The organism is Limosilactobacillus reuteri subsp. simiae (genome assembly GCF_020784875.1).
Taxonomy (GTDB): Bacteria; Bacillota; Bacilli; order Lactobacillales; family Lactobacillaceae; genus Limosilactobacillus; species Limosilactobacillus reuteri_H.
In genome coordinates this window covers 1-16,668 of the sequence record NZ_JAJGUI010000109.1, presented here as the reverse complement: position 1 = coordinate 16,668, position 16,668 = coordinate 1, and the positions used below count along the sequence as shown (strand labels likewise).

The window sequence follows — 16,668 nt, the reverse complement described above, 5'->3', positions numbered from 1 at the left end:
TTTCTTTCACTGTTTCCAGATATATTGTTGAGTGCGCCCACTAATAATTGGGCATAGAGATCTCGCCTGAACCCCGCTAGTCAACCATTCATTGCGAGTCTGAACAGTTCCGGTTATATGAACTAATTCTGCTTTGGGAAGAATAATTTGTCGTAATCCTTTAATATCACCATCGATCATCTCCGAAACTTGCTTTCTCACAACTTTTGCCACTGCTTGTTCATTACTTGTTTGTACCACGTTTCTTCCTCCTCAATTAAATTCATTAACCATATTATGGTAGCTCTGAAGAGATAAAAAATGGTCGCTTTTTTGCTAGTAGTGTTTTATGCCACAGTTTGTTGCAAAGTGTGGTTTAAAATTCAAAAGCAGCCCGAAGATGAAGTTTCCATTTCGAACTGCTTTTTTTCAAACTGCAGCAATAAGCTTATTTACTAAGGTATTTATCGACTCCACCACGCATTTAGGCTTGAGCTTCACTAATTAAATTATCTAAATTTAGATTTGGGGTATTATAAAAAATTCTACACTGCGGGTAATACGATAGACTGCCGATATAATTACTTATAGCATGGAAAAAGATTAAAAGAAAAAGGTACTACGTAAAATCAAAATACGTAGTACCTTTTCCATAACACTGAGACAATACCCTTAATAATTTTTGGTAGGGTTTTTGGTAGGGAACAACCCGATTTTTGCTTATTTTTGAATTAGCATAGTTCCGACAAATGCCGTTATATTGGGATTCCTTCTCCTAGCGCAATAGTCGAATTATTCGTATTCGATCGTCGAAGGTGGCTTACTTGTGACATCATAAAGAATGCGGTTAACGTGGTCGACTTCATTTACGATTCGTACTGAGATCTTTTGAAGGACGTCCCATGGAATCTTAGCGAAATCAGCTGTCATCCCATCAATTGAAGTAACGGCCCGGATAGCAACTGCATAGTCATATGTCCGGCCATCACCCATAACACCAACTGAACGAATACCTGGTAGGACAGTAAAGTATTGCCAAATTTCTTCATCAAGACCAGCTTTTTTGATTTCTTCACGAAGGATTGCATCACTTTCACGAACAATCTCAAGCTTTTCAGGAGTAATTTCGCCAATAACACGAATTCCAAGACCTGGACCTGGGAATGGTTGACGCCATACCAATTCATGTGGAATTCCAAGTTTTTCACCGAGTTCACGGGTTTCATCCTTAAAGAGCTTGCGTAATGGTTCAATTAACTTGAAACCGAGCTTCTTTGGCAAACCACCAACATTATGGTGAGACTTAATCGTCTGTGCGGTGTCTGTTCCAGATTCAATTACGTCAGTATAAAGCGTCCCTTGAGCTAAGTAATCAGCGTCTTTAATCTTCTTGGCCTCTTCGTTAAAGACTTCGATAAATTCCTTACCGATAATCTTCCGCTTTTGTTCGGGATCGGTAACACCTTCAAGCTTGCCTAAGAAGCGATCTGCTGCGTCAACTTTAATGATGTTAACACCAAGGTCGCGGCTCAATGCATCCATTACTTGGTCAGCTTCGTTCTTACGTAACAATCCGTGGTCAACAAAGATACAAGTAAGTTGATCACCGATTGCCTTGTGGATCAAAACGGCGGTAACACTGGAATCAACCCCACCAGAAAGACCTAAGATAACTTTCTTGTCACCGACTTCTTTGCGGATTTCATCAATCTGCATATCGATGAAGTCATCCATCGTCCAGTTTGCTTTAGCGCCACAAACATCAAAAGCAAAGCGGCGTAAAATGTCTAATCCATATTCGGAATTACGAACTTCAGGGTGGAATTGAACACCATAGAATTTACGGTCATTATCAGCAATCGATGCGATTGGACAGTTCTTACTAGTAGCAGTAACTTCAAAACCAGCTGGGGCTTGCGTTACTAAATCACCGTGGCTCATCCATACATATTGCTTCTTTGGCAAACCTTTGAATAATACAGCCTCGTCATCAAGTACTTCAATATCTGCTCGTCCATATTCGGAGTTATCAGCTTTTTCAACCTTTCCGCCAAGGTCGTATGACATTAATTGCATTCCATAACAAATACCTAAGATCGGGATCCCAAGCTTAAAGATTTCTGGATCGACCTTGAATGCGTTTGGATCATAAACACTGTTAGGGCCACCAGAGAAGATGATCCCCTTAGGATTAATCTCTTTGATCTCGTCTGCAGTCAACTTGTGAGAAAGCAATTCGGAATAAATACCGAAATCACGAAGCCGACGAGTAATCAATTGATTGTATTGGCTACCAAAATCCAAGACAATGATCTTATCAAACGCATCTAAATTGATGTTTGCCACAATGACACTTCCTTTGTTCAAATTTTTATTCTTAAAGGCTAGTTTACAGGCTGAACATGGCATGGTCAATAATTATTTAATATTCCATAACAAAAAAGACGGGAGCCAAATTTTCTCACGCCTTTTCGTTAGATGGAATTTTATTGAGGATATTTAATTAGTGTTCTAAATCAATATTTAATAGACGTAATTCTTCATCAACCGCTTGTGCCTCAAGTGTTGTAGTATCTTTATCAGTTTTTATCATTTCGACAGCCTCCTCATCTCATTTAATCTGTATCTTTCTTAAGTGGTCTAGCAGTAATTGTCAATAAAAATGAGCCATAAATATCACGTGCAACCGTTTCAAACATTGATACATTAGGATTAAAAAGATTTATTTTTTTACTTTTACTAAGAGATTTAACTAATTTTTCTAGTGCAGGATTTGTAATCCATTCCAAATTCGGTTGATTTGAATGCGCTTTCTGCATTTGATAAAATTTAGTTAGTTATTTTTTACTTGAGGTGTAATATGTTTATTCGGACAAAATATCTTAACCAACTAATAAACAACATGGACCAACCAACAATTAAGATTCTCGTTGGCGTTCGTCGGTGTGGTAAAACGACCATTCTTGATCAGTTCCGGGCAACTCTCCGGCGTCAAGAAATTTCCTCAAGTCAAATCCAAGTGATCAACTTTGAATATCTCCTAGAAAATGAATTATGCAATCCAGAATATCTCTTACAATTTATCCTTGATCGGCTTAGTAAACATCAGATGAATTATATCTTTCTTGATGAAGTCGAAGTGGTTCCCCAGTTTGCCCGCGTTGTCAATGCCCTAAATTCACTCTCCAATACTGATATCTATATTACAAGTTCCAACAAAACTATTCTGGAAAAAGAAAATCTTCAACAAATGGTTCCTTATACTATCATCCCCGTTTTTCCTTGCAGCTTCCGTGAATACATAAAAAGGAACCAACAAGAAGCTGATTCCCAAACGTTGTATCAATATTTAAACGAGGGCGGTTTTCCCTATACTCACGAAATTCACGGTCCGATTAACCTCCGCAATTATGTGAATGGGATCATCAATACGATTATCATTACCGATTTCGCCCAACAAGCGACCCTTTGTAACCCAGGCTTGACTAAGCAACTCGCCCATCACTTAGCTCATCATGCTGGAACCACGCAAAACATCTCTCAGATTGTTGATAGTCTTAAACGTCACCACATCACTACTTCTAATAAGACGGTCGATTTCTATTTACAGTTCTTACAGACGTCCTTTATTTTTTACCCGTGCAAAGAATATGATTTTTCTCGTCACCACGTTAAAAGTACCAACATTCGTTATTATCCAGTCGATCCCAGTATTCGTCAGGCGCTCACACTGAAAAAGAATGTTCTTTCTCAACGGATTCTTGAAAATATCGTCTTTATTGACTTATTGAGCCAAGGCTACCAAGTATATAGCGGCCGCATCAAAGATAATGAAATTACCTTTGTCGCAATTAAAAATAATATCTTTACCTGTATTCAAATTGCTTATTCGCTTGCTGATGATGGCGCCTATCGTCGGGCAATCAGCGGACTACGCCAACTTTCCGCAAAATATAAAAAACTCTTAATTACAGTAAAACCAGCGCTCAATTACGCTGGTTTAGATCCTGATATTGAAATTATTGACTTATATAGTTGGCTAACCGATTAACCGCGTCGCAAGTAAAGTTTATCCACAACATGCCCCGCAGTTTTATGTAAAATTACGTCAGCACGACTCTTAGTTGGCAGGATAAACTCCCGTAAATTAGGAAGGTCGACACGTTGCCAAACATCTTTTGCCATTTTAAATGCTTCTTGGCGGTCACCCTTTGAATAAGGATAGTAATAGTTTGACGGGTCAGTAAAGGCTGTATCCAACAACATCCCAAATCGTTGAAGATACCAATGCTCAATCAAGTCCGGATCTGCGTCAACGTACAATGACCAATCGAAGTAATCACTGACATAGAGCTGCTGGTTACTTGGCAATTGCAACGTGTTAATTCCTTCTACAATTAATATATCCGGACGATCAATTACCAAGGGTTTATCCAGCTGAACATCATAAACTTGATGCGAGTATGTAGGTGCTTTAACAACCGGTTCCCCTGCTTTGACATCATTGAGAAACTTTAGAAGTCTTTCCATATCATATGATTCGGGAAAACCTTTCCGATCCATGATCCCCCGCCGTTTTAATTCTGCATTAGGATATAAGAACCCATCCGTTGTCATTAGTTCTACCCGCTTATCCGGCAACATCTTATTTAGTAAAATACTAATCAACCGAGCAATGGTGCTCTTCCCAACTGCAACCGAACCCGCAATCCCAATAATATATGGAATGCGCATCGTGGAACGCTGTAAAAAGTTTGCCTTTTGCATCTGCCATTCCAAAAATTTCTGGTAGCGCAGTTGAATTAATTTTATTAGCGGCAAATATACATCCTGCACATCCTCAATTGAAATTCGGTCATTCAACGATTTAATTTCATCCAAGTTTCCTTGGGTTAACCGCACTGAATCAGTTGGGAAAAAGCCGTGCCATGTTTGCCGATCAAATTGTTCATAGTTCATCCATTCATCCATTATGCAAAATCCTTTATTTCACCCGTTAATGAAAACGGTTACTCACGTTTAATAGTAACATATTATAAACATAATTAAAGCTCAATCTAGCTTGTGAACACCTAAACATTTTACCAGATAATTAGCGCAACGCAACTATTTGAAATAAAAATGGAGACTAGTACTATTACTGGCCTCCATTTTTATTTTATTATGGTTTAGGGAAGTTTAATTTCGGATAATCCTTTAACTCAGGTGCATCGGTTGTGTAATCATCGAAAGTACTCTGGTTATTATTTTCCGACTTCAAACTTGTCTTCTGTTTCTTTTGCTGCTTCTGTAAATTCTTCAAACTCTTCTTAAGGTTATAAGTATATTGTTTTTTATCAACTTTCTTAAATCCTGGAAGTTTGTAGAACCGAAGCAAGTCACCATTCACGACTTTATCTGATAATCCAAGATCAGTTGTAACGTATTTTTGAATCTTGCCAATCTCTTTACGTTGTGCCGCGGTTTGGTGAGTAATTTGCTTACCATTCTTAGTGTAATAGTAGTCGCCATTATACTTAGTGTATTTTGGCGTTACCCAATCACCATTTCTAAACGGTACAATCTGCTTATTTTCTGGTGAAAGCAAGTCTTGACCGAATTGAATATAATTCTTAGAGCTAATTCCTAACAAATCCTCAAGAGTAGGTAAAACATCAATTTCACCACCATACGTATGGTTAATGCCACCTTTTAGGCCAGGCATATTAATCATAAATGGTACTTTTTGGAACATTGCTAGATCATAATTAGTTACTTTCTTCTTACCTAAGATTTGCGCAATGGCTGGTTGGTGGTTGTTAGAGATTCCATAGTGGTCACCATAAAGGACTAACACACTATTTTGCCGTAACCCGCTCTTATCAAGGTAATCAAGAAATTCGCCAAGTGATTCATCTAAGTATCGTGCAGTTTGAATATAAGGGTCGACCGTGTCATCACCAGTCTTCCACGCTTCGATATCCTTATTCTTCTTATCAAGAATATATGGATAGTGGTTAGTAACTGTGATGAGCTTTGCATAGAATGGTTGTGGAAGCTGCTCGATATAGTGGGCTGATTCTTTCATGAAGATCTTATCCTTCATCCCATATCCAGCATCATAATCCTTGGTCTTTGGGTAATACTCTTTACTAAAGAAGTATTGGTAACCAAAAGACTTATAAGCATTATCACGGTTCCAGAAACTAGGAACATCCCCGTGGAATGAGGCCGTCGTATAACCTAGCTTTTGATGAAGAAGCGCAGGTGCAGATTGGAAGGTGTTAGTCGTCCCATCAGTAACCATTGCTGATCCTTCTGGAAGACCAAATAGCGAGTTTTCGAGCATTGTTTCAGCATCCGCCGTCTTTCCTTGACCAACTTGGTGGAAGAAGTTATCAAATGCCAAAGTATCATTAGCATGGTACAACTTATTTAGGTTTGGCATAACTTCTTGACCATCTTGCTTATAGTCGATCATGAATTGCTGGAGACTTTCAAGGTGAATAATAAAAATATTCTTTCCTTTAGCCTTACCGTAATATTCAACGTTTGGCGCAGCATAATTACTATGAATGAAATGCAAAACTGGCTTTAATTCGTCGCGATTAGCACGCGCTTTTACTACACTGTTATTAGTTGTCTTAACCCCATCATAAACTGTATATGCTTCGAGCCCTAGATACTTAACAATATAGTTATTATCAAAAGTTCGCGTAAGTAATTGTGAACGATCACTTTCCGCCATTCCTAAGTTAACTCCAAATAGCACAAAGCCAAGGGCAGTAATCGTCATCGCATATCTAACCTTAAAGCGCCGCATATCAACACGGACAAAGTGGAAAAGTAAGATGAGTGCTAAAATTACAACATCCAGGTAAACCAAAAAGTCTTCGGGACGTAATATCCCCATTAAACTTTTACCAAGATTATTTGAAGCCGCTCCAGATCCCTTTATTACGTTAAAGGTAATGAAATCTGAAAATTCTCGATAGTACAAAATATTTGCAAAAAGCCATGTCGACAATGCCGCATTAATTATCAACATCATCCAATAGGACAAGCGTCCACGGAAATATAATGCAATTCCCAAAAATACAAGGGCACTTGGAATCGTATTAAATGCTAAAAGGAATTGTTGCATGCTTCCTTTTACACCTAAATTAAATTCATTTTGATAAGCCCAATAGCTCTTTAAACAAAATAAAAGTACAACAAGCAGAAAAAAACCGAGCTTGGTATTCAAGACACGGCGGAGCTTCTGCAACGCTGTTTTCATAGTCGTTCCTCCATAAAAAAATATCATTATTAACAATAATACACTAACTAGCTAACCGCAACCGTACAATTTTATTTTTCCAAAAAGTTAAAAATTCCGTCACTTTTCTGTCGTAGTTAACCTTTTGAAAATAGATCTTAAATGTTATGATTGAGTGTCGTTAATTAACAGAAGGGACTGAGCACCATTTCAAAGAAAAAAGCGAATTTAATGTTATTACTGGTTGCTATTCTATGGGGAAGCAGCTATGTATTTGCCAAACTAACGATTCAAGCAGGGATGCATTCTGGAGTTATCAATGCTTGCCGGGGAACAATGTGTGTAATTGCCGGTTATCTTATCTTCCATAAACAGATCAACCAAATGACTTGGCTGGATTTTAAGCTAGGACTCCTTATGGGAACAATTAATTTCCTAGGTTATTTTTTGCAGACTGATGCCCTCCGTTATACTACTCCGGCTAAAAATGCCTTCTTGACAACCTTATATGTTGCAATTGCTCCCTTGATCTTGTGGTTGTTTTGGCATGAGCGTCCACAACGGAAGACATATTTTGCGGTCGCTCTCGCTATTATCGGAATGGCTGTCATCACTAATGTTGCTAATACCGGTCTTCAATTAAATTTTGGTGACTTTCTAACTGTTGTTTCTGCTATTTTTTGGGCCTTACAATTAATCTTCTTTGGGAAATACGCGCCGAAAGTTTCCAGTCCCTGGGTGGTAATTTTCATGATCGGCCTATGTCAAGGCACGTTCGGCTGGATTACGACTGGATTATTTGAACGTACCAACCTTACACAAATTCATTGGGTTCAAGCCTTGATTCCCTTGGCTATTTTAGCGATCGTCGTAACCTTCTTAGCCCAAGGAATGCAAATTACAGCTCAACAATATACTGATGCTACATCTGCTGGATTATTATTGATGTTAGAATCATTTTTTGCCAGCACCATGTCAGTTATCATGGGCTATGATCCCCTTACACCACAACTTATTTGGGGTGGTTTGATCTTACTTTTAGCCAATGCAATTATGCAAGTTAATTTCCAAGATGTACCATTTTTAAGAAAACAGCATTAAAAATAACGAGGATGAAAAAGTTTTTTCATCCTCGTTATTTTTATTTACTTACTTTCTTATCTTCCTTGGCAACCGCTGCTTGAGCTAGCAAGTTGACATAGTTAAATGGTCGATCAAAGTTTGGCTGGAACAATGTATCAACATAAGCAAGAAAATCAATTGAATTACGATTTTGAATACATACAGATACAAGGTTCGCAGATTGAGAAACATCATGTTTACTCATAAATTGTGCTCCAAGAATCCGTCGCGTCCCTTTTTCCCATACCAATGTCATAAAGACTGGCGTAGTAGTTGGCATAAATTCTGGACGGTAATTATCCTCGATTGTAACTGAATCGGCATCAATTCCCATTTCTTTTGCTCGCCGTAATGTTAAACCAGTACATACCATTGTATTGCCAAACAAGTGGAGACCTGTTGTTGACTGTGTTCCCATATACTTCATGGTATTGCCAAAAACATTAACACCGGCAATCGTTCCTTGACGAACAGCATTGGTAGCTAATGGAACGTAACGGTCAGTATTGGTAGGGTTAAAGTGGACGGAAGTTACATCCCCACCGGCATAGATATCAGGGTTAGATGTTTGCATGTATTCATTGGTCTTAATTGTTCCATCAGGGTGAAGGTCAATTTTTCCACGAACCAAGTCACTGTTTGGTCGGAATCCAACACAAAGAACAGCCATGTCCGCATCGTAAACTTTCCCTTTATTGGTAAGAACTTTAACACCGCCATTACCATCATCTTCAAACCCAGTAACCCGTTGTTGCAATTCAAGATGCGCGTTGTGGTCTTTGAAAATACGGCCAATTCGGTCAGAGTACTGCTTATCAAAATACTTAAGCAACATTTGATCTGAGCTATCGATTAGTGTTACTTCGCGGCCCTGACGAAGGTATGCTTCTACTAGTTCAACACCGATATATCCCCCACCAACAACAACAATCTTTTTCGAGTCCTTGGCGACATTGAAAAGTTTCTTGGCATGGTAATAAGTTTTACACAAGTATAAATTCTTATTTTCCAGTCCAGAAACTGGTGGAATAACTGGCCATGATCCAGTAGTAACAATCAATTTGTCATAATAATCTGCAGTCAATTCACCGGTTTCCTGATTTTCGACTTCAAGTGTCTTTGTATCAGGATCAACGCTCAAGACATTATGTTTAACTTTAACAGTGGCACCCATTTCTTCTAGTTGCTTAGGACTAGAGTAGAACATCGCGTCTGGATCCCCAATTTCACCACTCAAATAAACGGCAATTCCACAAGAAAGGAAGGAAACACTATCATTCCGTTCATAAATTACTACCTCAGTGTCCGGATGTGCATTTAAAATCTGGGTTGCTGCTATCGTGCCCGCGTGCGTACAGCCAACAATAACTACTTTCATATCTACACCTCATTTTATTTGCTTACTATTTATAAGGGTAAGCTTTTTTACTCCCATAATCAATCGACTAATTGCCTACCTATTATTTTAACAGATTATTCAGTCCCTGCTTTAGCCATTGCTGCTTGTCCCAAAATATTAACGTAATTAAAGGGGCGATCAAAGTTTGGCTGGAACATCGTATCATACATTCCGAGAAACTCAATTGTATTTTGGTTCTGAATACATAACGAAATCAGACTTAAAGTTTCTGAAATATCGTGCTTACTCATCATCTGTGCTCCCAAGATCCGTTGGGTATCCTTATCCCAAACCAATGACATCAGAACTGGCGTGGTAGTTGGCATAAATTCCGGACGATAATTATCCTCAATTGTTACTACATCAGCATCAAAACCAGCTGCCTTAGCTCTTTCAAAGGTTAATCCTAAAGAAGCCATATATGTTCCATCAAGGTTTAGACTCATACTAAGTTGCGTTCCCGAATCTTTCATCTGCTCTCCATGGATATTATGGGCAACAATTGCTGCTTGACGAACGCCTTCAGTCGGCTGCGGTTTATAAATGTCCTTACCAGTTGGATTATAATGAATCGTCGTTGATCCCCCAATTGCATATATATCCGGATCAGATGTTTGGATAAATTCATTAACAGCAATTACTCCATTTTCATCCATCTCTACTACACCCTCAAAAATAGAGGTATCTGGCTTTTGACCCGCAGCAACAATTGCCCGACTAACACTGTACGAGCCCTTATCAGTAGCAACCGTGATGCCAATCCCATTATCATCTAATTCGGTAACATGTTCATCAGTAACAACTTTAATATTATCTGCCGTTAAAATATCAAGGGCTCGTCTAGAATACTCTTCTTCAAAATTGTGGTGCAAAATTGGCTCACCATTTGTAAAAAGAGTCACTTCTTTCCCTTTTTGCCGATATGCATCGACTAGTCCCAAGCTAAGAGGATCATTACCAATCACAGCAATTTGCTGGTCAATGGCAGATAATAAAAGAGCAGCTTTAGCATCTTGTTGGTCCTTGATTAAGGTTACATTGCTGCTGTCAATTCCCTTTAAAGCAGGTGCTTCACTTCTTGAGTCGGTAGCAATAATTAGCTTATCGTAATGCTCTTCTGAAGTAGCATCATCCAACATCCCCATAACTTTAATCGTTTTTTGTGCCGGATCGACCTTCATTACAAGGGAACCCATCTTTATATCCGCACCCTTAAGTGATAATTGATCCGGGCTTAATTCGGTTCGTAAACGAGGCTGTTCCGCATCTTGATCATCATAATCATTGATGTCATATACTATTGAGGGAACGACAGCATTGCGATCATAAATTGTAACCTCTGTCTCCGGATGACTTCTTAAAATTTGCGACGCGGCTGTCATCCCCGCAAAGGTACAACCGATAATAATAACCCTCATATGAACTACTCCTCATCGAACTTATTCTTCACTTTTTTATACACAATTAAATTATAAATCTAATATGATAAAGTGCAATATTACTCTTGCCATTTATTTGTCAACATTAACTTTTTCATATTCATCTGTCGGCACTTGGTCTAGCAAACTAGTTGTACTGCCAATTGATACTAAACTTAACTCATGCATTGCTCGGGAACAAATTGTATAGAGCAATTGTCGCTCATCGTTACCATGGTATTGCTGATCATTCGCATTCCAGACAATAACCGCATCAAATTCCAACCCTTTTGCTAGATATGACGGCACAACAATCGGGCCCTTTACTAACCGTTGATTTTCTGTCCGAATAAGGGTGGTTTTAATGTTGTTAGCATTTAACTTTTGATACAGCTCTTCACTATCTTTGAGATCTTTACCAATAATTGCGACGGCATCATGATCATTTTGATACTTATTAAGGATATCAATAACTGCTGCTACCCCTTCTTGCTCATCCTTAGCTTGAATAACTTGTGGCTTATTACCTTCACGTTCAAAGGCTTCAATCGCTTCACCATCAATTAAAATATGTTTAGTAAAGTCGGTAATTTGTTTCGTGGAACGGTAAGACTTTGTTAATTGGACAACCTTTGTCTTTTCTGGATCAAACATCGTTCCTAACTGTTTTAATAGTGACCGGCTATTCTCATGAGTGAAGATTGCCTGGTTAAGGTCTCCTAACAATGTGAATTTAGCACGGGGAAAACGATACTTAAGGTAAGCTAACTGATAAGCATCATAATCTTGGACTTCATCAACGAAAACGTAGCGGATATCACGTTGACCATGCTTTCCAGTAATTAAATCATACAGGTACAGGTAAATGGTAATTCCGTTTGCACTGATATTTCCCTTCTTTAGATCTTCTTTTACCCCATCAACGTAATCTTTCCATTGCTCTGCAGAAATACCGTATTCAGCAATATTAACAAGTTTTGGAGTTACCCGGAGAAGGTGTAAAAATTGTCCATTGATGTTAAGCCACTGATTATGATCGATGGCTTTTTTTATTGGCATAAACGCCCGCATAACGATTTGACGCGCAAGGAACTTGTATTCTTTATCTTCATCCTCAAATTCACGTGGCTGGTTATTAAATAGGTTGTCGATTTCTTCTTTACTCAAGCTTTGAATTTCATCCTCTACCCATTTGTTGCGCATTTCAGATCCAACACGGTGATTAAGGTATTTAATAAGAGCTTCTTTCGTTCCATCCAACCTATTTCCCAGGTTATAGTTATTGTTAAATGAGTAGTAAATCTCCTTAATCTTCTCTTTGCTCAAAAAGACTTTACCATTAAACATAAGGTTGCGGAATCGCATATTAGCATGACCAAGATGGTTAGCATAACGCTCTGTTGCTTTGAAATATTGTAAGCTAGTTAATAGTTGTTGTGCATTCTTAGCCGTTTCATCTTGGTGACTTTCAAACCGTTGTTCTAAGTTCTGAACATGAAGCTTTGGTACCCGACGATTAGCAAACTGGAAGTAAGTCATCTGGACCATATTATGCTCACCTAATTCTGGCAGGACTTGGTCAATGTAGTCATTAAATAGTTGGTTAGGTGAAAAAAGAACAACTTGTGAAGACGTCAAATTACCCCGGTAACGGTAAAGGAGCCAGGCAACCCGTTGGAGAACTGCCGCTGTCTTACCTGATCCAGCGGCCCCCTGAACAAACAACAATTCATTTTTCGTATCACGAATAATTTCATTTTGTTTCCGTTGGATCGTCGTTACAATGCTCTTCATCTTGGTACTTGAATGGTTACCAAGAGCATCAAGAAGCATCTGGTCGCCTACTTGTTCGTCGGTATCAAAGATGGTTACAATCACGCCATCTTTAATTTGGAATTGGCGCTTAAGAGTAAGATCAACCTCTTGTTCACCTACCGGAGTCTGGTACTTAACTTTCCCGAGCTTTCCTTCATAGTAAACAGACGAAATCGGTGCTCGCCAGTCATAAACAAGAAAGTGATCTGGCTTATCGGTAAAGGATGCAAGCCCGATATATACCTTTTCGGATTCATTGGCACCTTTTTCACGAAAATCAATGCGAGCAAAGTAAGGTTTCTTTTCAAGTCGTTGCAAAGTTGCTAGCCGATCTGCTGCATGTTGCCAACTATTTTGACGTTCATCTAACATCTGCTGTTGAGCACGAAAAGACATGGCCGTATCCATCATGCCTGAATAAGTAGTGGTATTTAAGTGGATATCATCAATTTGCTTATTGATGCCCTTAATATCATGTTGAGCCGTTTTAATCTTTTCTTCTGCTTTTTGTTCGGCCTGTTTTACTTTATCAATCACATTATCAAGGTACTTTTGTTCTAGTTCTTTTTCAGTTTTTGTAGACATTCCATACTCCCTACCTTTCATTTTCAGGTCGACTTACTTAATAATTTATCTTAAAATCATCCAATTATTATATCATTTTCGCTAATTAGTCTGTTAACTTTCCGCCTTCTATTTTTTCAATTATTAAATGTCGCTTAATTTTAATTCTAAGATCATCAAAATAACTAATAATAACGCTACAATATATTAAAACCATGGTACAAGAGGAGGAAAACAACAATGAGCCATATTTTTTATCTTCTAACTCATATTGCGGAAACAATTATTCCCATGTTTGAGTGGATGGGCGCTTGGAGCTATGTTCTCCTTTTTATCCTAATTTTTATGGAAACCGGATTAGTGATTTTTCCTTGGCTTCCTGGTGAGTCACTCGTCTTTTTAACTTGTTCTTTCATTGCTTTTAACCCAATCTTAAAAATGGAAATTGTCATCCCCGTCTTCTTTTTTGCGGCGCTAATTGGTGATACAGTTAATTATTATATTGGCCATTCCCTTTCTCATTGGCAATGGCTCAAAAAAAGAATGGCCGGTCCCCGTTTTGAGAAAGCACAAAAATTTTTAACGCAGCATGGGATCAAAGCTGTTGCATTAGGGCGATTTGTACCACTCATTCGTACCTTTGTCCCCTTAATCGCTGGAACAATGCAGTTTCCGTTCCATCGCTTCACAGTTGGTAATATTATCGGCGTTACTTTATGGGTAGCGATTGGTGCTGGATGTGGATATTACTTTGGAACAATTCCGTTTGTTCGTCAGCACTTCTCACTTATCATCTTAGCATTTGTTGTGTGTTCACTGTTAGGAGTTGGCCTGTTAGCACTTATCAAAGCGATTCGTCAACGAATTATTAAGCGAAACCGAATGCTATAATTGCTTTTTCTTCGGCAAAATCATGTTAAAATATAATAAGTATTTTATTTCGCTTAAAGGAGTGCTGTAACTATGGCAATCAACGTTTATTTTGTACGCCACGGACAAACCTATCTTAATCTCTACAATCGGATGCAAGGTTGGGCTGATGGTCCGCTAACGCCAAAGGGTGAAGAAGACGCCAAACGAGTAGGACGGGCGCTCGCTCCTATTCAATTTGATTATGTATTTTGCAGCGACCTCGCACGAACAGTTTCAACTACCCGTTTCTTACTTGCTGAACACCCTGGTAATAATCCAAAGCCAATTCCAGAGCCAGCATTTCGTGAAGAATTCTTTGGCTACTTTGAAGGAGAAGATGGTCAACATTTCGCTGACTTTCTTGGCGGCCCAGATGGTTATCACAGTTTTGCAGAAATGGTTGCCGGTTGGGGACCAGATAAATTAAAAGATAAAATTGCAGCAGCGGACAATTATGGTACTGCTGAAGACCATGTTGCTTTCTGGAAGCGAGTGGATAAAGGTTTTGATCGCTTACGAGCATTGCCAGACGGATCAGAAGTACTAGTAGTTTCACATGGAGCCACTATTCGCTCTATCGTCCAACGCTATTCTGACGCTTACGATCCAGGTGACTCACCACGTAACGGAAGCATTACTAAACTAACTTTAGACAAGAATAATACTAGTGTTGATTTTTACAACAAACTTGAATTACCAGAATAATATCCATAAAGGGGGAACACTATTCTTCAATGGAGACTAATATACAAACTGCAGAACCAGTAATTATTACTGGCTTAAATACCGGTCAAGAAGACTTTGACTACTCAATGGTCGAACTGGCTGAATTAGCACAAGCAAATCACATGGAAGTTATCGATCGGATTGATCAAGTCATCGATCGTCCTAATCCTGCTACCTACTTTGGAAAAGGCAAAGTCGAAGAAATTCGTGACGTGGCTGATGCTAATAACGTTCCTACTATTATTACTAATGATGAATTATCACCAAGCCAATTACGTAATCTTGAAGAAGGAACTGGATGTCGTATTCTAGATCGAACTGCTCTTATTTTAGAGATTTTTGCAACTCGTGCGCAATCTAAAGAAGCCAAACTCCAAGTACAGATCGCTGAACTGCAATATCGTTTACCACGATTGCAAACTAGTGCAAGTGAGCGGTTAGATCAGCAAACTGGTGGAGGAAGCGGCTTTACTAACCGGGGTGCCGGGGAAACCAAACTTGAAATGGATCGGCGAACTATCCAACATCAAATTTCCCACCTTCGTCAAGAATTGGCAGACATTGATAAATCCGAACAAACCAAGCGCAAGCAACGAGTAAAAAGTGCTATTCCAACAGCAGCACTCGTCGGCTATACCAATGCTGGTAAATCCACGATTATGAATGGCCTTGTAAGAAGATATGGAGCTGCTGAAGAAAAAACCGTTTTTGAAAAGAATATGTTGTTCGCTACTCTTGATACAAGTGTGCGGCAACTAACACTTCCAGATCAAAAACGGTTCCTACTAAGTGATACGGTTGGGTTCGTTAGTAAATTACCTACTCACCTTGTTGAATCATTTAAATCAACACTTGCAGAAGCCGCTAATGCTGACTTACTAATCCAAGTTATTGATTATTCTGATCCACATTACAAGGAAATGATGGAAACAACTAATGAAACCTTAAAACAAATTGGGATTACTGATATTCCAATGATCAACGTATTTAATAAAGCAGATAAAACTGAGATTGAATTCCCTATTCTTGAAGGTGACGATCAAGTTGTAATTTCAGCTAAACAAGATGCTTCATTAGATCTTCTTGTTGATGTTATTAAGAAACACCTATTTAAGGACTATGTCACCACTACTCTTCTAATTCCATTTACTGATGGTCACGTTGTTTCTTACCTTAATGAACACACTAATATTTTAGATACTACTTATGAAAGTGATGGGACATTATTAACGGTAGAAATGTCAGTTCAAGATTATCAACGGTTTGGAAAATATGAGAAAAACTAATAAAGGGAGCGAGACAGAAGTCACTTGTGACTTCGTTTTCGGGATATCTGTCAACTGGTATGGTTGACTAAAAATACTTCCTACGAAAATGTGGATATCTGTCAACTGGTATGGTTGACTAAAAATACTTCCTACGAAAATGTAGGGGGTATTTTTTTACGAAAAAATACAATCGATTCTTAAAAAGAAAAATTTTTGATTGGCAAAACC

12 protein-coding genes are annotated in these 16,668 nt (G+C 38.6%); 5 read left to right on the top strand and 7 right to left on the bottom strand.

All coding sequences use genetic code 11. From position 1 onward, the window contains the following. Nucleotides 1-6 precede the first annotated feature (6 nt). Together LMC10_RS07200 and guaA are read right to left on the bottom strand one after the other, a co-directional pair. Nucleotides 7-240, bottom strand: coding sequence for a nuclear transport factor 2 family protein (locus LMC10_RS07200; RefSeq protein ID WP_229269332.1), 234 nt, complete (start codon nucleotides 238-240; stop codon nucleotides 7-9). Nucleotides 241-771: 531 nt separating this feature from the next. Beyond that, nucleotides 772-2,325 carry a glutamine-hydrolyzing GMP synthase gene (gene guaA, locus LMC10_RS07195; RefSeq protein ID WP_229269331.1) on the bottom strand — a complete coding sequence of 518 codons (1,554 nt, stop codon included), beginning with the start codon at nucleotides 2,323-2,325 and terminating at the stop codon, nucleotides 772-774. Nucleotides 2,326-2,839: 514 nt separating this feature from the next. Here guaA and LMC10_RS07190 point away from each other — a divergent pair. After that, on the top strand, nucleotides 2,840-4,030 hold the full coding sequence (locus tag LMC10_RS07190; RefSeq protein WP_229269330.1) for an ATP-binding protein: 1,191 nt from the start codon (nucleotides 2,840-2,842) through the stop codon (nucleotides 4,028-4,030). Here LMC10_RS07190 and coaA read toward each other — a convergent pair. Together coaA and LMC10_RS07180 are read right to left on the bottom strand one after the other, a co-directional pair. Continuing rightward, nucleotides 4,027-4,950, bottom strand: a complete 924-nt coding sequence (coaA, locus tag LMC10_RS07185) for a type I pantothenate kinase (protein WP_229269329.1) — start codon at nucleotides 4,948-4,950, stop codon at nucleotides 4,027-4,029. The genes LMC10_RS07190 and coaA overlap by 4 nt on opposite strands. Before the next feature lie 190 nt (nucleotides 4,951-5,140). Further along, a complete protein-coding gene (locus LMC10_RS07180; protein ID WP_229269328.1) occupies nucleotides 5,141-7,237 on the bottom strand; it encodes an LTA synthase family protein in 2,097 nt (698 codons plus the stop codon). 210 nt (nucleotides 7,238-7,447) lie between these two features. Here LMC10_RS07180 and LMC10_RS07175 point away from each other — a divergent pair, with 210 nt between their 5' ends. Further along, nucleotides 7,448-8,317: a DMT family transporter gene (locus LMC10_RS07175; RefSeq protein ID WP_229269327.1), complete on the top strand. Its 870-nt coding sequence runs from the start codon at nucleotides 7,448-7,450 to the stop codon at nucleotides 8,315-8,317. 40 nt (nucleotides 8,318-8,357) lie between these two features. Here LMC10_RS07175 and LMC10_RS07170 read toward each other — a convergent pair whose 3' ends face one another. The 3 genes from LMC10_RS07170 to helD all read right to left on the bottom strand — a co-directional run bounded on the left by LMC10_RS07170 (nucleotide 8,358) and on the right by helD (nucleotide 13,555). Next, nucleotides 8,358-9,716, bottom strand: a complete 1,359-nt coding sequence (locus LMC10_RS07170) for an FAD-dependent oxidoreductase (RefSeq protein ID WP_229269326.1) — start codon at nucleotides 9,714-9,716, stop codon at nucleotides 8,358-8,360. A 95-nt stretch (nucleotides 9,717-9,811) separates the two neighbouring features. Then, a complete protein-coding gene (locus tag LMC10_RS07165; RefSeq protein ID WP_229269325.1) occupies nucleotides 9,812-11,155 on the bottom strand; it encodes an FAD-dependent oxidoreductase in 1,344 nt (447 codons plus the stop codon). A 93-nt stretch (nucleotides 11,156-11,248) separates the two neighbouring features. Further along, nucleotides 11,249-13,555 carry an RNA polymerase recycling motor HelD gene (helD, locus tag LMC10_RS07160; RefSeq protein ID WP_267866684.1) on the bottom strand — a complete coding sequence of 769 codons (2,307 nt, stop codon included), beginning with the start codon at nucleotides 13,553-13,555 and terminating at the stop codon, nucleotides 11,249-11,251. 219 nt (nucleotides 13,556-13,774) lie between these two features. Here helD and LMC10_RS07155 point away from each other — a divergent pair, with 219 nt between their 5' ends. The 3 genes from LMC10_RS07155 (at nucleotide 13,775) to hflX (ending at nucleotide 16,458) form a co-directional block, all read left to right on the top strand. Then, complete coding sequence (locus LMC10_RS07155) at nucleotides 13,775-14,425, top strand: DedA family protein (protein ID WP_229269323.1); 651 nt, start codon at nucleotides 13,775-13,777, stop codon at nucleotides 14,423-14,425. A 72-nt stretch (nucleotides 14,426-14,497) separates the two neighbouring features. After that, a complete protein-coding gene (locus tag LMC10_RS07150; RefSeq protein WP_229269322.1) occupies nucleotides 14,498-15,151 on the top strand; it encodes a histidine phosphatase family protein in 654 nt (217 codons plus the stop codon). A gap of 29 nt (nucleotides 15,152-15,180) precedes the next feature. Further along, a complete protein-coding gene (gene hflX / locus LMC10_RS07145) occupies nucleotides 15,181-16,458 on the top strand; it encodes a GTPase HflX (protein WP_229269321.1) in 1,278 nt (425 codons plus the stop codon). Nucleotides 16,459-16,668: the final 210 nt, after the last annotated feature.